The organism is Streptomyces sp. PTL18, assembly GCF_059510295.1.
In genome coordinates, this window is record NZ_JCAJZO010000038.1 from 1 (window position 1) to 23,306 (window position 23,306).

The following is a 23,306-nucleotide window of genomic DNA, read 5'->3' on the forward strand; positions in this document are numbered from 1 at the left end:
TAGAGTCCGCAATCTTGGGGACCGGTCCCCTCGGGGCGCTCGGTCCCCGGTCCCTGTACGACTCGTGGGGGCCGGGGGGATCGGCTGCGGGGACCGGCGCCGTCGAGGCCGGATGCGAGGGGACGGCGGCTGCCCTCGCGGTGATGTGCGCCGGGGACCAGGGCGAGGGAAGCGGGACCGTGGCGAGCGCGAGTGCGTGCCGGCGCGCGGCGAGCTGGTCGAGCAGCTGTGCGCGCTGGCGGGCGTCGGTCCCGACCGAGGCCCTGCCGACCGCCTTCGACAGGCGCCGCGTCAGCCGCCGGCCGCGTCGGCTCTGCTGCTGCTCGGGTGTGCGTTCGGCGAGGCGGACGGCGAGGGCGACTGCGCGGGCGGTGGCCCGGTCCCGGGTGATCTGTGCGGCGTCGCGGTCGCGTGCGGCGATCCCGAGGCGGGACAGCAGCCGCTCGCGTGCTTCCCGCCCCAGGACGGCGATCAGTCCGTGGGAGGCGGCACCCGGGGTGCGCAGGCGCAGCTCGATCCCCATGGCGAGGTGCCACAGCATCGCCGCCATGACCGGCCCGACGAAGGCCCTTACCGTGCCGCCGATAGGACCGCTCTCGGCATAGGCGGGGATCACCTGCACTCCGGTGATCACCCAGACCAACGTGCCCGGAAGGCCGGGGGCGCCCTCGGTGGCCAGGTTCTGCCGTGCCATTAGCGCCGTCGCGAAGAGCGCCAGCTCGGCTGCGGCGAACATGCCGGCCCGCTCGGCGGTGCCGGCCATGTCGAGGTAGTCGGCGGCGAACCGCCAGCTCGTGTCCGCGGAGTAGCAAGTACAGCCGAGGGCGGCAAGAGCAGCGACCTTGACCGCCGGACCGCTGAGACGTTTCTGCGGGCGCGCGCCCCGGCGCCGGATCGTCCAGGCGGTCAGCACCAGCACGACGGCGGCAGGCACCACGGCGGCGAGGAGGAGAGAGAGGTCCGGAGCGGCGCCGAGGGACAGGAAGGGGTGGGTCATGCGGCCTTTCCGAGAGAGGCGTGCGCCGGAGTCGACGCTGCCGGGCGGGCTGCTGGCTGCTGTGTGCCGGGTGCTGAGGCGGGCGGGGGGCCGCCTGCTGCTGGGGCGGTCTTCTTCCGCTTCTTCTTGGGCCGCGGCACGCCGTAGGTGCGGTCGCGGTCGAACACCTTGTTGGCCGCCTGCCGGAGCAGGTCACGGGCGTGCTTGTGGCTGATCTGCAGGGCGGTGGCGAGCCGGTCGGGCCGCCAGCCGCGTACGTAGGCGTGGTCGATGACGACCTGCCGCTCGGCCTCGGTCAGATGCACGTCGCGTCCCAGGAAGAAGGACGTGACGCGTCGGTAGTCGAGGCGCTGGTGCAGTCCGTCGTGCCAGGGACGCCGCTCGGCCTCGGTGAGGCCACCCCAGATGCCCTCCTTGAGAACGTTTTCCAGGGCGAAGTTGAGGCAGTCGCTGCGTACCGGGCACCAGCCGCACAGCTCCTTCGCCTCGGCTATGGCTTCGTGGTCCCGCGGGAGCGGGAAGAAGACGGCGTCAGCGTCCTCGACGTCCATGCCGTGGCACGCTCCCTGGGTGTGCCAGCTGGTGTCTCCGATGCTGCGCAGGCCGGTGGCCGGCGCGTCGTGGGTGGTGATGTGACGCAAGGGTGGTCTCCGATGTGCTGCCGCGTCGGCCGGCTGGGCGGGCGCTGGGCGCGGCGTCGGGTGCCGGCTACGGCGCGCGGGCGTGCGCCGCATCCGGGGCGGGACGGTGATGTTGGGGTGGCGGTGCGCCGGGAGGCACGCGCCGATGCGCCGGTCAGGCCAGCGCGGGCTGCTGGACCTGCTCGCTCTGCTCGCTCTGCTGGGTCTGCTGGGCGGCGGCGAGGTCGACGCGGCCGGGGTGCGGGGTGGCGCGCGGGGCGGTCGTGCGTACGCCGTCGTCGGGGCCGATCCGGCGGCGACGACACGGCTCGCCGGGCTGGGCCAGGCACCACTCGCACTTGACGCTCAGGGCGTCGGGCAGTCCCTGCGCGACGGCGGCCTCGCGGGCTGCGCGGGCGGGCCGGTAGGGGGCGAGGGCGGCGCGGGCGGCGGGCGGTATGCAGGAGCCGATCTGCCGCAGCCTCGCCTCCAGCCTCGGGTCGATCCGGGCGCGACCGCTGGTGATGGCTCTGGCCTGGGCGGGCTGCGCGGTGCCGGCGGCGACGGCGCGGCGGGTGCCGACCAGCTCGGCGGTCCAGGCTGCTTGGTCGTCCGGGTCGGCGGACGGCGTGGGATCGGAGTGCCGGGCCAGGCGGTCGCGCCGGTGGCTCTCCCAGGGGCGGGCCACGTCCGCGGGCAGGATCTGGTACGGCGAGACTCGGATGTGCTGTCGGGCGGCGACGCGGGCGTCCCAGCCGTGCGGAGTGGCCATCGGCACGTCGCCGAGCAGCTCGTGCCACTGGGCGAGCTGGTCGCGTGCCTCGCCCTGGTCGGTGCGGATGGTGCGGGGGTCGAGTCGGCCGATGTAGGCCAGCAGGGCGGCGATTTCGCGGCGGTCCACGGCTACTGCTCCGTTCCGGTCGGCTCGTTCAGGGCGGCGAGGAGGGCGGCGGTGTGGGCCTCTGCCCGCGTCATGCCGCCGGGTTGGCCGGGACCCGTGCCGGGCACGGCGTAGAGGTTCGGGCGGCCAGGGGGGTGCTCCCGGGCGACCCAGGAGCGCCAGTCGGCAGCCCAGGCAGCCGCCGGCCTCGGCTTGAAGCCGGCCCGGTGGGCACGCCACTTCGCGTCGGCCGCCTGCAGGCCCTGCTCGCCGAGGCGGTCGAGGTGTCCCTGCTGGCGGGCCCAGGTGTGGGTGGCTGGGTCGACCTGCCACTCGGCAGCCGAGAGGACGGCAGCACCACCACTGCTGTACCTCCGGTTCAAATCCGGTTCACTACGGTTCTGTGTGCCGGTTTCCGGTACATCGCTGTGCCGGTTTCCGGTACGTCGAGGTGCCGGTTTCCGTCGGGACCTGCCGGATTCCGGTACTGCCGGTTTCCGGGCCCTCGCAGGGGATTCCGGCACCTCACGCGGGCGGATGTTGTAGCGCCGCAGGGCCGAGATCCGGAGCGCCGGGGTGGCCTCGGTCCCCTCCGCCGGCGTCTGGTCGGGGACCTTGTCGTCCACGGTCTCCGCCAGGACCTTGGCGGCGAGGGGGAGGCGGTAGACGGTGCTGCGCTGCGGGCCGGTGAGGTCTTCGAGCTGCTCCAGCTCACCGGCGTCGACCAGACGGTCGATGGCTTCGCGGACCGTGGAGACGGAGGCGCGGGTGCGCTTGGCCAGGCTCGACAGGGAGGCCCAGGAGACGCACTGCTCGTCGCCCACCCGGTCGGCGATCGACAGCAGGACCAGACGCGCCGTCCCCCGGCTGCAGCTGTGCTCCCACACCCAGTCGCGAGCTTCGCTGCTCATCGGCAGCTCCCGACGAGCGGGCGGGTCCCGCAGCTCGGCGGGGCCATGAACGTGCGGTCCGGCTCGGGGCGCTGAGGCGCCGAGGCGGAGATGGCTGCCGCGCAGGCCAGGCGAAAGGGCCTTTTGCGCAGGGCAGGAGACATGCGATACTCCCCTTTGCAGTGTTGCCACGCTGACGCGCCCCTTGGAAGGACTCAGCGTGGTGATGGTGGGCAATCTCCGCCCTTGCCGGGGCGGGTATGCCGCTTAGCGTTCGGCGTCCGTGAGTTACCGCTCCCGGGCGCCGTCGCTGTTTGTGGACCTTCGCGGTCCGGTCCGTCCTCGTGCTCTCCTCATGTCCGTCGCTGCGGGCGGGCTGCCCGGGGACGACGAACATACGCACGGACCCGTATCAAGATCCAGACTTGGTTCTTAAACTCTGTACTGGTTGCAGAGAGTCATCGGATGATCGTGTGCCGCAAGTGTCCGTACGGCGCGACCTGGGGCGCACCCCCGCGTCGAAGCGCACCGTTGCCGCGGTTGCCTCGAACGCCGAGAGCGTGTCACTGTGTCCGATTTGGAACGGGTGTCTGTTATTCCCCGCAGTGGAAATGCGAGGCGGATGGGGTGTTTCCACTGCCGCCTCCGCACTTTCCGGTCGAAGATAAAATCCTGCGTGCCAGACGTGACCTATGTCGCTGGCTGAATGTGGCTTGTGCCACTCACCCGGCATACTCCTGCCGGTAGAAACGGACAGGCCGACCTGAAACAGGCGGTACGCGTCACACGGAAACGTGCTGGTGAGGAAGAACTTTCCATACAGTGGATCAGCTCGTCAACTCACGTTTATCGCGGGGTAGGGTGCTTGAAGTGACGACGAAGTCCACCCAGGAAAGGATCATGAAAGACTCGACCGAAGGCCAGGTGAGCCCCAAGGGGCTCATGGACCGCCTAAACCGCCTGTTCGACACAGTGCACCCGCCCGACCGCGGCCCCTTCAGCAACGCCGAGGTGGCCGAACTCATGGAGAAGCGCGGGCTGGGCAAACTGTCGGCCCAGTACCTCTGGCTCCTGCGAACCGGGCAGCGCGATAACCCGACGAAGCGTCACCTCGAAGCGCTAGCAGGGTTTTTCGGCGTGGACCCCGCATACTGGTTCGACGACGCCGTCGCCGAAAAGACCGTGCAGGAACTTGAGTTGCTCGCACTGCTTCGCGACACGAAGATCAAAAACGTGCTCCTTCGCCTGTCTGACGTTTCCGCAGACGGAAAGGATGCCGTCCTGGGAATCGTCGAGAGCGTACGAAAGTCCGAGGGGTTGCCGCCCTCAACTGGCTCGTAAAACGGCCGCGTTCAGTAAGTGATCAAGGAAAAGCAATGTGGTCCGCACGTAGGCTGCGCCGGCCTGACCTCTTGGCCGAGCTGCAGCTCCCGCACGTCACCAATATCCGCGACCTCAGCCACGAGGTCTCACGCCGCACGGGACGGAAGGTGGTCCTGGAGGCCCGTGAGCAGGCGCCCTCCGTGTGCGGGGCATGCGCCGTCACGGAGAGTGCCTTCCACGTGTACTACGACCCGCGGACCAGCTCCCTGCACCAGGACCACATCATCGCCCACGAGTTCAGCCACCTGCTGCTCGGCCACCACAAGAACCGCCCGGCGTCCGCGCTCTCCTCAACGATCTTCACCAGCGTGGGCTCGGCCACCGTCGAGATGATGTTGGGCCGTACCAAGTACGACGAGGACGAGGAGCGGGACACCGAGCTCCTCGCCTCGTTGATCCAGCGCCGGATCATCGACCGGTGGCTGCGCAGCGACGAGTCCTCCGGAGACGAAGTGCAGGACCGGGTCACGCACACGCTGCTGCGCCGACGGGAGGCCCGGCCGTGAAGGACCTGCTCCACCCGATCAGCCTCGTCGTCGCCACGCTCGGCTTCCTCTGCTTGCTGCGGGACGTGCCGACCCGCCGCCGAGACCCCGCCTTCACCGCGCTGGCCGCCGTCTTCCTGCTGTCAGGGCTGTCGTTCCTGTTCTCCATCACACTGATGTGGCAGTACCTCGACCATGTCCTGGGCGTGGTGAACCTCTCCGTACCCCTGGCGATGGGGTGCGTGGTCGCGCTGCTCGCCTGCCAGCAGATCGTCCTCACCTACTGGGGATCACCTCCCGAAGTTGCCCGCAGGAGGGCACGGGAGTGGCTAGCCGCAGGCTTCGCTGTGATCGCAGGGCTGCTGGTGCTGTTCGCCATGCTGACGCCGAACGCGCCGCGACCGATCAACTTCACGCTGTACTACGCGCATGATGGCTGGTACGCCGCGTATCTCACCCTGTACGTCACGGCCTACACCATCGGTGAACTGTCCCTAGCCCGTGCCTGCTGGCGCCTGGCCCACCGCAGCACACGCGGGTCCGTCCGTATCGGCCTGCGCATCGTCGCCCTCGGCGCGACCGTCACTCTCGGATACAGCGCCGTGCGCATCGGGAACGTGATCGCCGGTGCCTTCAACGCGTCGCTCGCAGAGTGGGAGGGCTTCGCGTGGACCTGCGGCGATGTCGGCGCCATGCTCACGCTCATCGGCTGGCTAGTGCCCACCATCAACGATCAGGCTCAGAGCCTCCAGTACCGGATCAAGCAATACCGCAGCTACTACGGCCTACGCCCTCTGTGGCTGGCGTTCTACAGCGAGGCGCCCGAGATCGCACTGCCGATCGACCGAGTCGACCCGGCCCAGAGGCGCCGTTTCCGCAGCATCTCGATCCGGCTCTACCGCCGAGCAGTCGAGATCAGAGACGGACGGTTCGTGATCCGTCAGTACCTTGATGCCGCAGTCCGCGAAGCCAGCGAAGCCCGCCACCGGGCCCGAGGGCTTCGCGGAGAAGAGCTGTCCGCGGCCGTCACCGCCGACCAGATCCTCGCCGGAATCGCCGCCCGGGCAGCCGGTACCCGCCCGGAGACCGACCAGCTCACCGAGTTCGCCGACTCCGAACGCCAGACCAGCAGGCCCATGGACGACATCGACGCTCTCCTCGACGTCGCGCGCCACCTGCCCCGCCAGCCCGCACGAGCCCCCCACCTTGAGCAGGTCTCTGCATGACGACCGACCTCACCCACCAGCCCGCCCACGTCCAGCTCCAGGCCCTGGATCGCCGCGAGATCTCCAGCCGCGAACTGCTCGACCTCCACCTGGCGCAGATCGACGCCAGCCAGATCAACGCTGTCGTCACCCGCGACGACAGCGCTGCCCGAGCCGTCGCACACGCAGCCGACGAACGCCGCGCCCGCAACGAGAGCACCGGCATCCTCGACGGCCTTCCCCTCACGATCAAGGACAGCTTCGAGACGGCCAGCCTGCGCACCACCAGCGGTGCCGAAGACCTCGCCGATCACGTTCCCGCACGCGACGCCGACGCCGTCGCCCGGCTCCGCCACCAAGGCGCCGTCATCATGGGCAAGACCAATACCCCGGCGTACTGCCAAGACCTGCACACCGACAACGTCCTGTTCGGTCCCACGCTTAACCCGCATGACCCCAAGCGCACTACCGGCGGCTCCTCCGGCGGCCCCGCCGCAGCAGTCGCCGCCCGTCTGACCCCCGCAGACCTCGGCAGCGACCTCGCCGGCTCCCTGCGGCTCCCCGCCCACTACTGCGGTGTCTACGGCCTGCGCCCCACGCAGGGACTCATCCCAGCCCGCGGCCACGTCCCTCGCCCGCCGGGGTGGATCACCAGCAGCGACATGGTCACCCCCGGCCCCCTGGCCCGCCACCCCCGAGACCTCGACCTGCTCCTCGCCGCACTGACGACACCGTCACCCGACGAGAACAACCCCTGGAGCGTCACGCTGCCCACAGTGCAACGCCCAATCGGCCAGCTCCGCGTGGCAGTGTGGGCCGACGACGCGAGCTGCCCAGTCGACCGCAACACCGCTGATGCTCTCGCCACCGTCGAACGGACGCTGACCTCCGCCGGCGCGAGTGTCCGCCACACCACGGGGCCGGTCGGCTTCGCTGACTCTCTGCGCCTCTTCGAGCAACTCCTTTACGCCACCACGACCGCAGCCACCGACGACGACGCCGGCGCCGCCGAACTCGCCGCTGCCCGTGACCTGCACACGGACGATGCGAGCCCTCGAGCCGCCTTCCTCCGCCACCGAACGCAGACACACCGTGTCTGGCTCCGCGCCAACGAGGAGCGCCTCCGGCTCCGGCAGACGTGGCACCGGTTCTTCGCCGACGCCCAGCACGATGTCCTCATTACGCCCGCCGCTCCTACTGCGGCGATCCCAGCCGGGAGCCGCTCTCTCATGGTCGACGGCGTCGAACGGAGCTTCTTCGACCAGACCGGCTGGGCCAACCTGACCAGCCACGTCGGTCTGCCCAGCCTGGTCATGCCTGCTGCGCGTAGCGCCGATGGCCTCCCGATTGGTGTGCAGTTGGTAGGACCGGCCTATTCGGAGCGGTCCTTGCTCGTGATGGCCGAGCACCTGGCGCCTCTGCTCGGCGGGACGGCCGGGGGCGTCATCGGATCATGGAGCGGATGACCTCTGCGTCGCCGTTGTAGGCGACGACGGCACCTTCATCGTCGGTAGGCGGTTCGAACCGAGCGAAGAAGTCGTCCAAGGCTTCGGGAGTCACGTTCAAGGCATTGGCGTCCTTGCGCTGATTGCGCGCGGCGAGGCGCCGCAGGAGCTCCTCCCTGGAGGCTGGCAGGTAGACGAGCAGCGGGAATCCGCCCGCGGCCTGGACTGTCTTCTTCCATTCCTCGCGATCGGAACGACGCCACAGGCCGTGATCGAGGACGACGGCACGGCCCGCGCGCAGGTGCTCCGTGAGCTGCGCACGTACGGTCTCGACCGCAGGAGCCTCGCGCTCGAAATACCCGTGCTCGGGGTAGTCGACCCCATACCGGCCGTGGAGGCGGTGGACCTCCTCGTCAACGCTGAGGCGGACAAGGCCCATCGCGGCGAGAGCCTGTGCAAGGTGCGTCTTGCCGGAGCCGGTGATCCCGATGAGTAGGACGGCGGTCGGCTTGCTTACGATGTCGCGCTCCCTCGCGGTGCTGCTGGTAGCTGCTGCTACGTACGGTCGCTTGGTCCGTAGATGGCGGCTGCCTGGCCAGTGTGGAGGGCCCAGTATCGGTCTCCGTAGCTGAAATGCCACCACTCCGTTGGATAGTTCACAAAACCGGCGGCTGACATGACGCGGCAGAGCGTGTCGCGATGGGCCCGGGCAGCGCCGCTGATCGAGTTCGCGTGGGTGTAGCAGGCACCGTCGCTTTCCTCTGGGGAGGCGTTCATCCTCGTCCCCATGTCCACCTCCTGGCCGTCCGAGGCGGCGAGGGTCAGGTCGACGGCCGCGCCGGCGCTGTGCGGCGCGATCTCAGGTGGGGAGGCGTAGCGGCTTGCGGCCTCGTGGACGCGACTGTCGCTCCAGTCAGGGTTTCCGCGACGCAGCTTGGTCGCGTACTCCTCGAAGTACGCCCGCTGGAGCGCCGGAGGCCGGTACCCCTCAACGACGAGCAGGCGGAACTCAGTGGGAAGCAGTCGCTGGGCGTGTTCCAGGCGCTCGATGAGCCCGTGCCGCAGGTGCGCGAAGTGGCCGTCGGAGTCCTGCTTGCGTTGATCGACGAGGAACAGGCCGGTCGCCCGTATGTCGATGAGTTCCTCGCCGCAGTCCTGAACAGGGATGGCGGCGACCCGAGGGTCGGACATCAGCACGATCTTCAACTACGTCTCCTTCGACAGTAAAAGATGAGCGGTGCCGCAGGCGTACGAGGGTGCTGGCGGTCAGGCCAGGCCGTCGCCCGGCATGGCCGCTGGCCCGGATGCGAAACGCGTGGAGTGCGCTGGTGAGTGGTCGATGGCCAAGTCGGGCCGCCATGCGGTGAGGATCTGGGCGCTGCACACGAACAGGCTGTCGGGGAGCTGATCGAGCGGGTGCCAAGCCCAGTCGCCGACGCTTTCGTCCGGCTGGGTGGGTGCTCTGGGGATCAGGTGTGCGTGGTGAGGTAGGCGGGGCCTTCGCCACGACGGGCCCGTTCGATGGCGTCGAGGCGAGCGAAGGCGCGTGGCGCCATCAGGCCCTGCCAGGTGGCGAGGTCGTGCACGGCCCACATGTCGTGCTCGGCGGGATCGAGTCGGATCCGACCGAGCTGCTCTGCGGTGAGCCGGCCTCCGTCGAAGATGAGCCCTACCTTGTTGAGCGGCAGGCGGGGCCCGGCGTGCAGGAAGTGCGTCAGGAGTAGCTTCGGCGTATCCAGGCCAAGTTCGAGGCCAGTCTCTTCGACCGCTTCGCGGCGAGCGGTTTGCAGCGGGTCCTCTCCTTGGGCGTCCAGGTTGCCGCCCGGGAACTGCCAGAGGCGCGAGCCGTAGACCGAGCGCAGTTGAACCGGCCGGTCGTGTTCGTCGCGGATGTACAGGCAGCCGTACACCGTATGGTGGGGGACGGTCTGCGCGTACTGCGCGGGCGTCATCGGCATCGGTCGGCCTGGCCGTGCAGGGCGGTGGTCGAATGCCAAGGCGAGGACGCCGAGGCCCTCCTTGGCTGGCGGGTAGATGCTGCGCAGGTTGGCGAGCAGTTCTCCGGGCGGCCCGTTCGGGTCAATGCGCGCAGGGTCCTCTGAACTGAGCAGATCCTCGAAGGAGGGGTACGGGGTGATCCGCTGCACGATGACGTCGAGCTCCCGGCCTGTGTCGCGGTCGTGGAAGACGACCGTGTCGCCGACGGCAACGGCGCGCTTCTGCGGGGTGGCCACCCTCACTTCGATCGTCTTGCGCCCTGCCTCTACTTGACGGTAGTACCGCGGGAGCAGGTGCATGTGGTGCTCCCGCGGTCCACCTCCTGTCGCCGGGTTCGGGACGGATGAGATCGCCTGTTGGGTGTCGTCCGGCACACGTGCCTCCGATCGATGGTCTGGCTGGTCCAGAGTTGAGAAGGGCGGTCGTTCGTGTCAGCTCAGCCGCATCCCCTTCGCAGGGACTTCGTCGATTGCGGTGGGGCGAGCGGTGGGCAGGCCCCAACGCTCTCGGGCTGTCTCAGCGGCGAGTCGGGCTTGCCGCGCTCCTGGCGGGCCCCATCCCAGAAGGGCGGCTGCCTGGGCGGGGGTTGCGAGCAGGCGTGCGAAGGGGCGGCCGGTGGCGGGGTCGACGGTCGCCGGCCCGATATCGGTGACCCGTGCGGCTAGGCGGAGCCGGGCGTTGGGGCCCACTCCGCCGTAGACCTCGCCGGTCTCGTCCAGCACCCAGCCCAGTCGCACCGGGTCGGTCAGGGTGAGCTGGGCTTCCTCGGCGGCTTCGCGGTGGAGGGTGTCCTCGGGTGTCGTGTCGGTCCTTTCCACAGTGCCGCCTGGCAGCATGGGCAGGGCGCCCCGGGGGCTTGGGTCGGCGACGAGGACGACCCGGCCGTCGGGCACGAAGCACCACGCCCAGGCTTGCTGCACGGGGAGCCGTTCAGGGACAGGGTCACGGTTGAGGGGGCTGTCCCACAGGGGCCGGTAGCGGACGTGGACGTCATGGCGGTCCAGGGGTGGGACATCGAGGATGTGCTGGCCGTCGGCGAGGTGGGCGGTGGCGGTGTTCCCGAGGCGGGCGCGGTAGGCGGCGAGCATGATCTGCCCGTCCACGGGGCGCAGCCGCTGCATCGCGTCCCGCGTTTCGAGGAAGGCGTACTCGGATAGTTCCTTGCGCGGCAGGCGGATCGCTTTCGCCTGGTCAGGGGTGAGGGTTCCGCCGTCGAAGACGTAGCGGATCTCTCCGGGGCATGGGATGCCGCGCCGGATGGCGGCGTGGTGTGACGAGAGGGAGTGGACGGCGAGCACGCTCGCAAGGGGCAGGTTCGGCAGATTCAGTTCTTCGGTGATCTCGCGTCGGCAGGCGTCGTGCGGGTGTTCGCCGGGTTCAACGACTCCTCCGGGCAACAGCCACCGGTCGTCCTCATGGTAGGTGGGGTGTACCAGCAGGACGCGGCCGACCTGGTCGGTGACGATCGCGGCGGCGCCGAGCCACACCGCGTGCCGGGAGGACACGGCGTACTGCGCTGCCGAGAGGGCAGCCCGAGGTGCAACGCGATCCGAAGGGGAAGCGGGGGAGGTCACGTGGCTCTGCCTTTCAGGACGGTGGGCGGGCGTGTCATGGCGCGGACGGGGGAGCGTGGATCAGGCGGCGCCGCCGCTCCGTCGCTACAGCTCTCACTGGGACTGGAACAGCCTCGGTTCCTGGGTGAGTTGGTCGTAGGTGCTTTCCTGGATGATCTGTCCTTCGTCCAGGACGCCGATCCGGTTGCTGATGGCCACGTTGGTGAGTCGCGTTGGCGGCAGGGGTGTGGACTGTGCTGCCGATCGGCGTCCGCGAGCGGACGACCGGCATGCCTGGGCCGGCTTCGGCAGCCCGGCGACGGACATCAGCCGCTCGGCGTGCGGGCTGGTGATGAACCGCACGGTAGCGTGGCCGCGGACCGGGGCGGTTCTGGGGCGAGAGTGATCTTCATCCACGGAACGGCGTTCTCTCGGAAGGAATGCCCGACGGGCTCGATACCGCGTTGGTGGGGGAGGTCGAGACTGAAGCCGGTCACCATGATCATGTCTGTGGAGTCAGCGACGGAGATCAGGTGGGTGCCGCATCGGGGGCAGAACCCGCGGCGAAGGTCTGGCCATGTCGAGTACCAGGTTGGTTCACCGCCGGGGCCTGTCCAGGCCAGCCCGTTCTTGTGGAAGCCGACCCAGAGTACGGCTGGACCGCCGGAGATCCGGGTTTCGTGAGGACATGAGCACAGATGGGGATCATCCGGGAGGCCGCTTACCTCGTATGCGATGTCACCGCACTGGCATCGGCCGGTTCGGATCTCTGGGGCCAGGAGGGTGACAGCCTGTTTGGTGGCTTCGGATCCGTCGGCTTGCTGGCTCTCGGACACCAGGCGGGGCGGTGTGTGCACCAGCACCGGGTCACCGGAAGGACTGCGTGTGGTGTTGCAGATTTCGCGCTCGGTTTGTTCGGAGGGGCGGGTCGTCTCGGCCATGGATCTCCTCGGGGAAATGGGATGCGGACGGCAGGGTCGTGGAGGCTTCTAGCAGGTGCAGGGATCGATGGGTGGGACTCGACGCCCGTGAGCCGGGGTTCCGTCGGGCTCACGTATGCCGGACATAGCAGGCCGTCCTGGTCCGGCGCGCTTCAGCGTCAGCCCCATGTCTTTCGTCCGGCCGGGTCTACGGCGACGGCACACGGCCCGGCCACTGGAACACGAGGCGGCTGTGGGGCTTGTCCAGGACGTCGCCGGCGGGTAGCTGGCGGTCGGGGGTGCTAGCCGGGTGAACGGTCAGGACAGGGTCGTTTTGCTTGCCGTCGTTCGTGCGTACGTCGCGGTCCCAGGCTCTCACCGTGGCCGCCAGCTGCTCGGCGAGCTGCGGGCCGTGCTGGCCGAAGGCGTGGACGACCCACTCCCACTCCTTTTCGGCAGGGCTGTCACCGTGCCGGGTCTGGACGTGGATGAGGTAGGCCAGTGAGGCGTCGCCGAGGATCGCCGGCGCATCGCCGTCCTTCGCGATCTGGGTGACACCCGTGCCTTTGTCCCGGTGGGCGGACAGACGGACGAAGCCTGGCAATGTGGTGGCCGCGTAGAGCTGCAGCGAGCCGAAGTAGAAGGCCGCCCCCATGGTGACCCCGGTGGCGACCTGGTGGCGCGGCCCGCGCAGCGCCTCTTCCAATCCCTTCGTCGAGGCGGGGGTGCCGTCTTCGAATCGGAGCTTCAGCTCGCCGTCGAGGAGGTCCACGGCCGGGATAGGGCGGGCGTGTTCGCCCTGGGCGCGGAGGAATCCGCAGTGCGTGAACTTCCGCGCATGCAGTACCTCGCAGCGTCGCTCGAACGCGATCGCCCGGGTGTATCCGTGGATTTCGAGGGGCAGGACTAGGCGCCCGCCCTCAGCTACCTGCTCCCGCCAGGAGGGGGAGATGTCCCAGGAGTTGTAGGTGATCACGATTGCGTCGAAGCCGCCGCGCGGTACGAGGTGTGAGGGGGCGCCGAGTGCCGCATCGCCCTGGAACGCGGTGACACGGCCGCTGCCGGCCTCCGTGGTCAACCGCCGGGTGCGGTGTACGACGTAGGGGTCGATGTCGCCGGTGACCACCCTGCCCGTGGGGCCGGCCACATGGGCGATGAGCTCGGCGTTGTAGCCGCCGGATCCCGCCTCGAACACGATCGCTCCCGGCTTCAGGCACAGGCTTTGGAGCATGTCGGCCTGGAGCCAGGCAGCGGACACCGAACTGGTCGCCTTCCCCGTCTCGTCGCGGCGGGTGACGACGGCCCGGTCGCCGCCGTCGTACGCGGTCTTCAGGGCTTTCTCGGGGACGAAGCGGTGCCGGGGCACCGTGCGCAGCGCCTGCTGTACCGGTTCGGAGGGCGCCCAGCCGCCGTCGATGACCGTCTGGGTCATCTGCTGGCGCAGCCGGACAGCTTCGGCCGGTTCGCCGGGCACGGGCGGCTGGTCGATCGCGAGCGGATAGGAGTGGACCGGTGCAAGGCCAGGAATAACCCCGGGCCAGGTCGCGCCCAGGGCCTGCGCGGCTGGAGCGAACACGGGACCGAGGCAGGCCACGGCGTGCAGGTCATGCCACTCCCACCGGTCGAACAACTGCCGTTCTCGGTTGGCGAGGGTGCCGGACCATGCGGTGATACGGACGACCGCGGTGAGCCGCGGCACGCCGTGGCTGTCGTCGGCCAGCATCGTGACCACGTGTGCGTCCGAGGCCGAGGCGGTCAGGCCCGTCTCCTCGGCCAGTTCCCGAACCGCCGCCGCTTCGAAGGACTCCGCACCACTGGTCTTCCCGCCGGGAAGTTCCCACATGCCCCGGCGCGAGCGGCCGAGCAGGACCCGGCCGGCCTCGTCGGTGACGACCGCAAGGGCGCCTGTCACAGCCAGACCGGAGGGCGGTCGCTGCCGCTCCACCGCCCGGGTGCCGGTGTGGCACGGGCCGCGCAGGACCAGGACAGCGAGCTGGTCCGCCTCCAGCCGCTCGACGGTCTCCCAGCCTTCGGCGAGCAGGCGGACCTCGTCCTCGTCGAGGGCGATGTCCCGTCGTTCGGCCGGGGTGTGCTCGACCACGGGGGTGATGGCCACAAGCGTGCCGCCGGGCCGCAGTCGTTCACCGAGCCCGTGCAGGACGCGGCTGCGATCGCGCAGGAAGGGGTACATCAGCCGCATGGTGACCAGGTCGTAGCCGTCCTCGTGCAGATCTGCCGGGTCGTCGCGCTCGATGTCCAGGCAGATCCAGCGCACCCGCTCGACGTCGGCGTGTTCGTCCCGGGCCCGGGCGAGAGCACTGTCGGCGAAGTCGACGGCGTCCACCGTGTAGCCGAGGGAGGAAAGGTAGGCGGCCAGGCTGCCGGTGCCGCAGCCCACATCGAGCGCCCGTCCGCCGCCATCGGGAACGGGAGCGTGCTCGGCGAGCAGGGCCCGCTCGCGCTCACCGAGTTCCCGGAACCCCTTGCCGTCGGCATAGTGCTGCTGCCACTGGTCACGGACGACGTACGCCACGGGCGTGCTCCTCAACTGCTCTTCAGCTGGTGGGTGGTGTGGTGTGCTGGTCAAAGACGGTTCGTTGCGCGGAGCCGGGCCAGGGTGCGGCCTCGCTCGACGAGTTCCGGATCGCCGTGGGCGGCGCCGTATTGGATGCCGGAGACGGCATCCAATACGGACAGGACGACCAGGTGCTCTTCTTCGGCGAGGGACAGGGGGCGGCCGTATCCGGTCATCAGGGCCTCGTGCAGGTCCGGCCGTCCGTCCCAGGCGTCGGACAAGCGGACGAAGTCCCTGACGGCCGAACCGCCTTCGCTTCTTTCGAAGTCGATCACGTACAAGATGCCCGTCGACTGCTCCCAGCGAAGGTTCCGCCGCTGGAAGTCACCGTGCGTGGGAACCCTCTCCAGGGCCGGCAGACCAGCGGCCCCCTTTGCGGTGGCACGGATGAACGCCTCGTCCCCGGGCTCCAAGTAGGCGCGTGCGCGGTCGAGGTGCCGTTCCAGCTTCTCGAGCGGCAGAGAGTCGGGGAGGGGCGGCAGTGCCGGGGCGCTGCGGTGAATGGTTGCCGCGAGCTGCCCGATGCAGTGGAAGATCCGCCGCTCCTGGTCGGGCGGGTGGACGGCGCCGTGCAGGGAGCGGCCTGGCACCGTGGTGATGACGATGGCCCGCAGTGATTCGTCGGCGGCCACCAGACGGGGTGCCAGCGGGCCCAGACGGGGAACCCAGCTGCGGTATGCGGCCAACTCGCGCTGGTGGAAGCGGTCGTTCTGGTGGATCTTGACAAACCACACCCAATCCTCGGCATCGCGTGCCCGCCACACCTGACTGCCCTTGCGTGCCCAGGAGACATCCGTCCAGCCGGTGATCCTGCCGACCGCCCGCTCGACGAAGTCCCGCACCGCGTCCTCAGGGACCGTGCTGCTTGGACCGGCGTCGGGCACGAGGCGCAGCCGGTCGACGGCCGGGGCGTAGGCGATGGGATCGCCGGGTTCCTGGAAATGCAGGGCCATCCGGGCTCCGGCCCGGTAGGCGTCCAGCCCGGCCCGGCAGTAGGCCACCATGGGCTGCGGCAGCGCGTCGAGCGGGAACCAGCCCATAGCGTCGCACCGGTCCGGCTCCATGACGCGGGGGTTGCCGCGCCAGTGCCGGACCTCGAAGAAGAACCCGACGCGTGCGCCCCCGCCGGGGGAGCGGTGGTGCATGGTGACGGCCGCGCGGATATCAGCGGGGTCGACGATGACGCTGGTCTCCTCGCTGGTCTCCCGCACGAGCGCGGTGACGACATCCTCTCCGGGGTCGAGGTGACCAGATGGGAGATGCCACAGTCCTGTCGCGTAGACGTCGCCGGCCCGCCGGGACAGGAGCACTTCGGGGCCGGCCGCGGTATCGCGGACCGCGACCAGGTGCACGTCCAGCGGCTCGGTGTGCCGCCCCCCGCTCACCGGTCACCGCCGGGGCGGCGCGCGAGCAGCATGGTGAACACGGCGTCCTCGACGAGCCGTTCGCCTCGGGCGTGTTCCTCCAGCAGCAAGTGGGCCTCCTGCTCGAACCGTGCGTGCTGATCGCCGAAGAGTGCCGGGCGGGCGAAGCTCGTGCTGCGTAGATAACCGACCACGGCTGCGGGTGTCCACGTGCGGCGGACCGGGATCCGGTGCTCGCTGACGTCGCTGAACGCGGACTCGGCGAGGTCGTCCTCGTAGCGGCGCCCCGGCTCGGTGTACGCCCCAGCGGTGCCGGCCCGCCGCTCGGGGCCGAGGTAGGACTGGATGAGCCGCTGCAGATCTGCCGTCCACTGCGCTTGGTAGGTCCAGAGGCTGCCATCCCCCATGATCGCCACGCCGGCCCCGGGAGCGGTGACGCGGTCGGCCATCGTGAGGACCGCGGGGCGGGGCATCCAGTGAAACGCCCGCGCGCAGGTGACCAGGTCCGCTCGGTAGCCGTCGAACGGCGGCGTGAAGTCCTCGGCCCGCACGCAGTGGAAGCCAGCGGGACTGTCACCCAGGAGCGGGGCGAGGGTTTCAGTGGCCTCGCGGAGCATCCCTGGGTCCGGATCCACTAGGTCCAGGCGGGCCTCATGCGCAAGAGCGGGGAGCAGCGCAGCTGCAACCTGCCCGGTCCCGGAGCCGAGATCGAGCACGACAGGCCGAGCGACACCTCTCACTGTGCCGACGAGTAGGCGGACCGCTTCGGACGGGATGCCCGGCCGGTATCGGGCGTAATCGGCCGCCGCAGAGGCGAACAGGTCCCCGGACTCTTCATCCGGGCGGCCCCTCTTGCCTGCTCCAGCAGCGCGCGCAGCGCGGCGGCGTCCGCCTGGAGCTGTACTTCGTCCGGGCGGTTTGTATCTAGGGCCGTCCACGGGAGCGGCCCGCCTGGCGCCGGGTCGGCGTGGTCGGCGTAGCGGGGAACGATGTGGGTGTGGAGGTGGGGCACCACGTTGCCGAGGGTGGAGTAGTTCATCTTCATCGGCTGGTAGAACGCCGTCAGGGCCTTGCCGAGCGTGAGGGTGTCGGCCCAGTACGCGGCGGCGTGGGCGTCTGAGAGGTCGGTGGGCTCGGCGACGTGCGGTGCGCCGCGGTGAATGAGTACGCAGTAGCCCCGGACCTGGCCCGAGCGCCACAGGTAGGCGTTGGCCACTTCGCCCTGGTGGAGCAGGATGCCCCAGCCGATGTCTTCGGCGGCGAAGTCGTTGTCACACATGGGGCAGCCCTGGCCGTCGCGGTGGCGGAGGAATTCCTCGGACCACCCAGCCGGTCGACTGGGGCCGTCGGCGGGCGGGGGAACGGGGTGCCGTTGCTGGGTCATGGACAACTCCCGAGCGATGGAGACGTCTGGTGGGGGACGGCGGCGAGCGGGGGCAGCGTCCAGGTGAGGGTCATCCGGCCGGGACCGGAGGCGACGCGCTGCGGGCCCCCGCCGTCCGGAATATCGACCCGGTACGTGTCCGGACGGCCCGCCCGCTCCCAAGCGTCGTGGACGTTTTCGAGTTCGGCCCACACATCACGCGGCCCGTGCACGCGGACCGTGCCGTCGCCGGGGCCGACCACCGCCCAGGAATCCTCCTCCGGGGCGACGATGGTCATCGTGTCGGCCTGGAAATCCCTGACCAAGCCCGGTGCCAGGTACGCGGCGGCGATCCAGAAGCCGTGGGCGTCATCGTCGGGCGGCGCGAGCCGGGTTGGGCGCGGTCGGCCGGGGTCAGCCTTGACCTTGGGCCGGTGGGTCACGGCGGTGAGCCACTCGTAGCCGAGCAGGGGCCGGTGGCCGCGCGGCCTGCCCGTCAGCACCGCCTGAAGCCTGCCCTTCATCGTGCGAGTGGCGCGCATCTGACCTGGCCAGCTGGGCGTTCTGGTCACGAGCGTGGTCAGCAGCGTTCCGCCGGGGGCGAGCTGCTCCACCCAGGCCAGCGGGATGCAGGGCACGCCGGTGCCGGAATGGATCCGGTCATACGGTGCCCCGGTGGCGTGTCCGTTGAGCGCGTCACCTTCGACGACCGTCGCTCCCAGTCCTAGCCGGTCCAGGTTCCGCTGGGCGAACACGCTCATGTGCGGATCGCGTTCGACCCCGGTGGCACGGCCAGGGCCCGTGATGGCAGCGGCGAGCGCCAGGGAGATCCCCGGACCCGAACCAAGGTCCAGGAACCGCTGCCCGCAATCCAGTTGGAGGCATTGCAACACCTCGACGGTGGCAGGGGCGTAGGTGCTCATGGAGGTCATGTGGCCGCCGGTCACCGGTCCTCGGCGAAGGGCGTCCAGCGGCTCGCCGTCGCGCTGGAGCAGGACGGAGTCGCCGCTGTGGACGAGGTCGAGCCACTCCGCTTGGTCGTCGGGGTGCGAGCCGTCGAGGAGCCGCCAGTCGATCGGATCCGCGCCTGGGCCGCTGACCCGGACGTATGCGTGGGGGAGAAGGACTTCCCGCCGCACACGTAGGAGGGCATCGCGCAGCCGCGGGTCGGTCAGCACGCCGTCGGCGACGAGGCGGTCGACCATCGCGGTGCGGGCGGCGGCTGTTGCGGCGAGCAGGTCAGCGGACATCCTTGGACGGTGTGACGTGCTCGATGCAGAACCCTCTCCTCCTTCCTGACCGGATGGGCCTACGGCCGTTCTTGCAGTGCTTGCACCGCAAGGCGCGGGTGTATCCGGGATCTGTGCGCGGTGTTTGCAAGAGGAGTCCGGCTGTTGGGCGGCTTCAGGACCAGGCCGGTGCGTGTCCATCTCCGGGGCGCTCACTTCCGCCGCTCCCAACCGATCTCGGTATACAGCCGGCCGGCACGAATCCCCTCGATGGCCGCTCGGGTGTAGGGAACGGTCGGCTCCGGCAGGCCGTCGACAGGCCACCAGGCCCAACGCAGGCACTTGTCCGGCTCCAGCACGCGGGGCTCGCCCTCCCACCGGCTGGCCCGGAAGAAGAAGCCCACGCGCGGGACGGCGTCCTCGTGGTCGAGGAGGTGCACCGTATGCACGAGGACGAGGTCCTCCTCGGCGACGACCAGCTTCGCCTCCTCCCGCGCCTCCCGTGCCACGCAGGTCCGGGCCGGTTCTCGTTCCACATGGCCTGCCAGCAGATGCCACTGGCCGCCCGCGTATGCCGAATCCGGGTGCCGCTGCCCGAGCAGTACCATGCCGTCCCGCTCCAGGTACAGGTGGCCGCCGATCACGTTCAGTTCCGCGCTCACGCCGTACCACCTCCGCCCACCGCGGGATTGTGCTGTCCGTCGCCGACGGGGGCGGCGCCGGGTGAAGGTGAGGGGGAGGGGGCGGGTGGTTGCATGAGTGGATCTCCTGGAGGGGAGGGGACGGGCTGGGCTTCGGGCATCTGGAGGAGGCCGCGTAGTGGGGAGCGGTAGAGGACCACGAGGGGGACGAGGAGCAGGCAGGTGCCGACGAACAGGGTGGGCCGTACCCCGATCTGTGTCCCGAGGCTGCCCGCGACCAGGGCGGCCACCGGCCGGGCGCCTGAGGTGAGCCAGGTACTCACGGCCTGCATGCGGGCCTGCATGTCATCGGCGGTGACGACCTGACGAATGGAGCGCTGGGTGGTTCCCGCCGCTGCGGCAAAGGCCAGCTGGAGAAACAGGGCGGCGCCGATGCCGGTCTGCCAGGCCACGGTTGGGGACGCGAGCAGCAGCGGGATCTGGGTGAGCGGGGTGAGCGCGAGCGCGACGAGCATCATCGGCCCGGGCCCGTACCGTCGCGCGAGCGCCGGGGCGGCAAGCGCTCCTGCCGCCGCGCCGAGGGCTCCCAGCCCCAGGACCACGCCGAAGGCGGTCGGGCTCATCGAAAGGGACTTGAGCAGGTACAGGGCCCACAGGGTGTTGAGGAGTGCCAGGGCGGCCGAGGTGGTCGCGTTGACCAGGGTCAGCGTGCGCAGCCGGTGGTCACGGCGTACGTACCGCAGGCCCTCACCGATCTCGGTGTGCAGACGGTGGCTTCCCGCTCGCGCCCGGGTGGTCTCGCGTGTCTGGATGCGGGCGGTGCACCAGGCGCTGACGAGGTAGGAGCCGACGTCACCGAGCAGTGCCCGGGCCGGTCCGAGGAGCGCGGTCAGGGTGGCGCCGAGGTTGCTGCCGGCGGTGGCGGCGACGGCGAACAGGGCGCCGATACGGCTGTTGCTCCGTTGGATCAGGGACCGGTCGACCAAGCTGGGCAGGAGACTGATCGCGGCGGCATCATGCAGCACCCCTGCCGCACCATGCACCGCAGCGACCACCATGAGCTGGACCAGGGACAGCCTGTCCAGCGCCGCCGCTGCGGGCACGCTGGCCAGCGCGGCGGCGCTGACCAGATCTCCGGTGATCATCTGCTTCCGTTTGGAGCGCCGATCGGCCAGCCCTCCGGCGTGCAACGCCAGTAGCGCGGGCGGGAGTTGGCCCATGAACGTGATCCAGGCAACCTGAGCAGGGCTGGCATCCAGTTGAAGAACGGCCAGCACGGGCAGAGCCATCGAGCTGATCGAGCTGCCGGCCACACTGGCGGCCTGGCCGGTCAGGTACCGACGGAAGTCCTGGTGCCGCCACAGCGACGTCCGCCCGGCCGACGAGACGGGGTCACACGAGGAGGACATGACGTACCCCCTCGGATCCCGTCGGGCGCACGCCCGGCACGACCGTGGCTGCGTGATCGCGTTGCTCGGGCATCCCAGGCATCGCAGTGTCCACGGCCGGGTCGCTGCCCCGGATACAGCCGCGGAGCAGAACCCCCTTCCGCCGCAGAAGGGGGGTGTCACATGGTTGGGCGCCGGTCAGCACATCGGCATCCGGACGGGCCGGCATGACGGTGTGCTGTGTGCTCACGACGGCGGACAGGTCTGTGAACACGATGCTCTTCCGCGGGCGTGTGCTCATGCGGATGCCTGCCGCTGTGCGCCATCGTCCCGGGCATCCGAGGAGACCTGGCACGACAGCAGCTGCCGGAACAGACCCGGTTGCTCGGCCAGCTCTTTGTAGGTGCCCTCCTGCACGACCCTGCCCTCGTCGAGAACGACGATCCGGTCGGCCACGGCGACACTGGTGATGCGGTGGGTCACCAGCAGTACCACCCGGTCCCGGGCAAGCCCCCGTAGCCGCTGGAAAATCCGGTACTCGGCAAGCGGATCGAGGTTCGCGGTCGGCTCGTCAAGGACCAAAAGCCCCGCCTGGCGGAAGAACGCCCGTCCGAGAGCAATGCGCTGCCACTGGCCCCCGCTCAGTTCCTCCCCGTTGAGCCACTCGCGGGCGAGAAGGGTGTCCAGGCCGGCGCCGAGCTTGTCCACGACCTCGTCGGCGCCGGCGGCCTCACACGCCTCACGTACCGCCGCGTCGCCACGCGCCGTGGGCTGTCCGAGGGTGATGTTCTCCCGCACCGTCAACGGCCAGCGCGCGTAGGTCTGAGGTACCAGGGCCACCTGCTGCCAGAGCGCCTGCGGCTCGGCGTCGCCGGTGGGAACGCCGTCCCACAGCACCTGACCCTCGGTGGGCAGGTACAGGCCACTGATCAATTTCGACAGCGTCGACTTACCCGAGCCGTTGAAGCCGACAAGGGCGGTGACCTCGCCCTGGCGCAGGGTGAGCGTGACGTCGGACAGAGCGTCTTGGCTCTTGCCCGCGTACCGGTGTGTGACCGACTTGATCTCGATCTTCTTCGGCGGCCCCGGGCGATGCGCACCCCGGCGCATGCGGAACCCTCCGGCCTTGTCCAGGAAGCCGCTCCAGTCGTCCATGTACAGGCCGGTGCGCACGGCGCGCGCCCCTACCGAGACCAGACCGCGGACCGACTGGCCCACCGTCTGCAAGGCGAAAACAGCCGTCCCGGCGTGTCCGACGCTGATGCGGCCGGTGGCCAGCAGCCACACGACCGCTGCCCATACGACCGCCGAACCCACGCCGCCGCACAGCGCGCCGATCAGGGACATGCGGGCCCCCTTATCGGCGGCGGCGCGGTCCTCGCGGTTGATCCGAGCGACCGTCTGCCGGTACTGGCCGGAGAGGAAACCGGCCATGGTGCCGGCACGGATCTGGTCGGCGGCCTCCTTGGTGTAGATGTGCCAGCGCAGGATCGACAGCATCCGCAGGTCGCCGTTGCTGCGCAGATTCGCCAGGTATCGCACCCGTGCGGCGCTGACCTGGGCCAGGGCCTGCGGCAGGCTGGCCGCGATCAGAAGGGGGAGAAGGACCCAGTGCACGCCGGCCAGCACGATCGCTCCAGCGACGAAGGAGGCCGACGAGGCGATCAGGTCCTGCCCCTCGTCGATCAGGTCCCCGGTGACCTGCGCCCCGCGGTCGGCGGCTTCGCGGTCGTGGTTGAAGTCGGGCTCGTCATAGGCGCACAGCTCCACCTCGGCGCAGCCGGTGAGGAGCATCTGCTCGGCCTCGCGCGACATCAGCGGGCCCAACCGGGAAGACAACCAGGAGACGGTGATCCCCAGAAGGGCGCGTACGCCGGCGGTGCCCGCCAGCAGGGCCACAGAAGGCCACGCCTGAAGAAGCCGCTGGTAGACGTCTCCACTGGTCAGCAGGGCGGTCAGGGTGCCGCTGATGGCGACCAGGCCGAGGGCTTGCATCACGCCGGTGACGGCCTGGCAGAGCAGGAGACCGATGGTCGCTCGGCGGTCGACCCGCCACGCGAGAGCCAGTGACCGGCGTACCAACTGCGGCAGCCGCCGGGCCATATCGCGCATCCTGATCGAACGGCCGGCCGCTTCACGGCTGCCCGTCAGATCGACGTACCGCATCTGCGGCTCCCTGGCAGCCGTTTCCGATGGCTCATCCGGCTCGGCTGTAGAGGACGCGTCGGGCCCGGTCGTCGGTCCGGGAGGCAACGAAGAGGGTGTGGACTCCAGCGGGGCGGTGCGCGGCCCCGGGATGTTGTCGGGTGATGCATCGGTGGGCTCACTCATGCTGCCCACCTCGTATCCGGTCGTGCTGCGCGCTGGGCG

Annotated in this window: 20 protein-coding genes and 1 pseudogene; 4 read left to right on the plus strand and 17 right to left on the minus strand. The window is 69.9% G+C overall.

The features are described from left to right. The 4 genes and pseudogenes from AC5WS8_RS35995 to AC5WS8_RS36010 form a co-directional block, all read right to left on the minus strand. Positions 1–997, minus strand: a pseudogene (locus tag AC5WS8_RS35995) (hypothetical protein); the annotation flags it as partial. Beyond that, positions 994–1,638: a WhiB family transcriptional regulator gene (locus tag AC5WS8_RS36000; protein ID WP_496107705.1), complete on the minus strand. Its 645-nt coding sequence runs from the start codon at positions 1,636–1,638 to the stop codon at positions 994–996. The pseudogene AC5WS8_RS35995 and the gene AC5WS8_RS36000, both read right to left, overlap by 4 nt. Before the next feature lie 154 nt (positions 1,639–1,792). Continuing rightward, positions 1,793–2,518: a zinc finger domain-containing protein gene (locus AC5WS8_RS36005; RefSeq protein ID WP_496107706.1), complete on the minus strand. Its 726-nt coding sequence runs from the start codon at positions 2,516–2,518 to the stop codon at positions 1,793–1,795. A 2-nt stretch (positions 2,519–2,520) separates the two neighbouring features. Then, a complete protein-coding gene (locus AC5WS8_RS36010; protein WP_496107707.1) occupies positions 2,521–3,408 on the minus strand; it encodes a helix-turn-helix domain-containing protein in 888 nt (295 codons plus the stop codon). A gap of 849 nt (positions 3,409–4,257) precedes the next feature. Between AC5WS8_RS36010 and AC5WS8_RS36015 the strand changes: the two genes are divergently transcribed. Genes AC5WS8_RS36015 through AC5WS8_RS36030 form a run of 4 tightly spaced genes read left to right on the plus strand, consistent with a single transcriptional unit; the run spans position 4,258 to position 7,926 of the window. Continuing rightward, positions 4,258–4,728 carry an XRE family transcriptional regulator gene (locus tag AC5WS8_RS36015; RefSeq protein WP_229924139.1) on the plus strand — a complete coding sequence of 157 codons (471 nt, stop codon included), beginning with the start codon at positions 4,258–4,260 and terminating at the stop codon, positions 4,726–4,728. Between the two features lie 35 nt (positions 4,729–4,763). After that, positions 4,764–5,276 (plus strand): hypothetical protein, encoded by a 513-nt coding sequence (locus AC5WS8_RS36020; RefSeq protein ID WP_496107708.1) that lies wholly within the window; start codon positions 4,764–4,766, stop codon positions 5,274–5,276. After that, entirely contained in the window at positions 5,273–6,481 is a 1,209-nt protein-coding gene (locus AC5WS8_RS36025; RefSeq protein ID WP_451546040.1) for an MAB_1171c family putative transporter, read from the plus strand. Before AC5WS8_RS36020 ends, AC5WS8_RS36025 begins: the two co-directional genes overlap by 4 nt. After that, entirely contained in the window at positions 6,478–7,926 is a 1,449-nt protein-coding gene (locus tag AC5WS8_RS36030) for an amidase family protein (protein ID WP_496107709.1), read from the plus strand. The genes AC5WS8_RS36025 and AC5WS8_RS36030 overlap by 4 nt, the downstream gene beginning before the upstream one ends. Here the strand turns inward: AC5WS8_RS36030 and AC5WS8_RS36035 are convergent. The 13 genes from AC5WS8_RS36035 to AC5WS8_RS36095 all read right to left on the minus strand — a co-directional run bounded on the left by AC5WS8_RS36035 (position 7,904) and on the right by AC5WS8_RS36095 (position 23,102). Beyond that, positions 7,904–8,425 carry a P-loop nucleotide/nucleoside kinase family protein gene (locus tag AC5WS8_RS36035; RefSeq protein ID WP_451531596.1) on the minus strand — a complete coding sequence of 174 codons (522 nt, stop codon included), beginning with the start codon at positions 8,423–8,425 and terminating at the stop codon, positions 7,904–7,906. The genes AC5WS8_RS36030 and AC5WS8_RS36035 overlap by 23 nt on opposite strands. 35 nt (positions 8,426–8,460) lie before the next feature. Next, positions 8,461–9,096 (minus strand): M15 family metallopeptidase, encoded by a 636-nt coding sequence (locus AC5WS8_RS36040; protein ID WP_496107710.1) that lies wholly within the window; start codon positions 9,094–9,096, stop codon positions 8,461–8,463. Between the two features lie 278 nt (positions 9,097–9,374). Continuing rightward, positions 9,375–10,202: an NUDIX domain-containing protein gene (locus tag AC5WS8_RS36045; protein ID WP_365889059.1), complete on the minus strand. Its 828-nt coding sequence runs from the start codon at positions 10,200–10,202 to the stop codon at positions 9,375–9,377. Between the two features lie 132 nt (positions 10,203–10,334). Further along, positions 10,335–11,408 (minus strand): NUDIX domain-containing protein, encoded by a 1,074-nt coding sequence (locus AC5WS8_RS36050; protein WP_496107711.1) that lies wholly within the window; start codon positions 11,406–11,408, stop codon positions 10,335–10,337. A gap of 374 nt (positions 11,409–11,782) precedes the next feature. After that, a complete protein-coding gene (locus tag AC5WS8_RS36055; protein WP_451531550.1) occupies positions 11,783–12,397 on the minus strand; it encodes a GFA family protein in 615 nt (204 codons plus the stop codon). Positions 12,398–12,584: 187 nt separating this feature from the next. Beyond that, on the minus strand, positions 12,585–14,909 hold the full coding sequence (gene fxlM, locus AC5WS8_RS36060; RefSeq protein WP_496107712.1) for a methyltransferase, FxLD system: 2,325 nt from the start codon (positions 14,907–14,909) through the stop codon (positions 12,585–12,587). A gap of 50 nt (positions 14,910–14,959) precedes the next feature. Next, complete coding sequence (locus tag AC5WS8_RS36065) at positions 14,960–16,336, minus strand: phosphotransferase (RefSeq protein WP_496107713.1); 1,377 nt, start codon at positions 16,334–16,336, stop codon at positions 14,960–14,962. Further along, positions 16,333–17,055, minus strand: coding sequence for a class I SAM-dependent methyltransferase (locus tag AC5WS8_RS36070; protein WP_496107714.1), 723 nt, complete (start codon positions 17,053–17,055; stop codon positions 16,333–16,335). The genes AC5WS8_RS36065 and AC5WS8_RS36070 overlap by 4 nt, the downstream gene beginning before the upstream one ends. Further along, complete coding sequence (locus tag AC5WS8_RS36075; RefSeq protein ID WP_496107715.1) at positions 17,052–17,699, minus strand: HIT family protein; 648 nt, start codon at positions 17,697–17,699, stop codon at positions 17,052–17,054. Before AC5WS8_RS36075 ends, AC5WS8_RS36070 begins: the two co-directional genes overlap by 4 nt. Beyond that, a complete protein-coding gene (locus AC5WS8_RS36080) occupies positions 17,696–18,928 on the minus strand; it encodes a methyltransferase domain-containing protein (protein ID WP_496107716.1) in 1,233 nt (410 codons plus the stop codon). Before AC5WS8_RS36080 ends, AC5WS8_RS36075 begins: the two co-directional genes overlap by 4 nt. A gap of 191 nt (positions 18,929–19,119) precedes the next feature. Continuing rightward, entirely contained in the window at positions 19,120–19,569 is a 450-nt protein-coding gene (locus tag AC5WS8_RS36085; RefSeq protein ID WP_006143061.1) for an NUDIX hydrolase, read from the minus strand. Beyond that, a complete protein-coding gene (locus AC5WS8_RS36090) occupies positions 19,566–20,957 on the minus strand; it encodes an MFS transporter (RefSeq protein WP_496107717.1) in 1,392 nt (463 codons plus the stop codon). Before AC5WS8_RS36090 ends, AC5WS8_RS36085 begins: the two co-directional genes overlap by 4 nt. 276 nt (positions 20,958–21,233) lie before the next feature. Further along, complete coding sequence (locus AC5WS8_RS36095; protein ID WP_496107718.1) at positions 21,234–23,102, minus strand: ABC transporter ATP-binding protein; 1,869 nt, start codon at positions 23,100–23,102, stop codon at positions 21,234–21,236. Positions 23,103–23,306: the final 204 nt, after the last annotated feature.

What these genes read in the sequence shown, in the direction of transcription:
- AC5WS8_RS36010 (WP_496107707.1), bottom strand. Translation starts at nt 3,408, where the DNA reads ATGAGCAGCGAAGCTCGCGACTGGGTGTGGGAGCACAGCTGCAGCCGG.
- AC5WS8_RS36020 (WP_496107708.1), top strand. Translation starts at nt 4,764, where the DNA reads ATGTGGTCCGCACGTAGGCTGCGCCGGCCTGACCTCTTGGCCGAGCTG.
- AC5WS8_RS36030 (WP_496107709.1), top strand. Translation starts at nt 6,478, where the DNA reads ATGACGACCGACCTCACCCACCAGCCCGCCCACGTCCAGCTCCAGGCC.
- AC5WS8_RS36040 (WP_496107710.1), bottom strand. Translation starts at nt 9,096, where the DNA reads ATGTCCGACCCTCGGGTCGCCGCCATCCCTGTTCAGGACTGCGGCGAG.
- AC5WS8_RS36045 (WP_365889059.1), bottom strand. Translation starts at nt 10,202, where the DNA reads ATGCACCTGCTCCCGCGGTACTACCGTCAAGTAGAGGCAGGGCGCAAG.
- AC5WS8_RS36055 (WP_451531550.1), bottom strand. Translation starts at nt 12,397, where the DNA reads ATGGCCGAGACGACCCGCCCCTCCGAACAAACCGAGCGCGAAATCTGC.
- AC5WS8_RS36075 (WP_496107715.1), bottom strand. Translation starts at nt 17,699, where the DNA reads ATGACCCAGCAACGGCACCCCGTTCCCCCGCCCGCCGACGGCCCCAGT.
- AC5WS8_RS36080 (WP_496107716.1), bottom strand. Translation starts at nt 18,928, where the DNA reads ATGTCCGCTGACCTGCTCGCCGCAACAGCCGCCGCCCGCACCGCGATG.
- AC5WS8_RS36090 (WP_496107717.1), bottom strand. Translation starts at nt 20,957, where the DNA reads ATGTCCTCCTCGTGTGACCCCGTCTCGTCGGCCGGGCGGACGTCGCTG.
- AC5WS8_RS36095 (WP_496107718.1), bottom strand. Translation starts at nt 23,102, where the DNA reads ATGCGGTACGTCGATCTGACGGGCAGCCGTGAAGCGGCCGGCCGTTCG.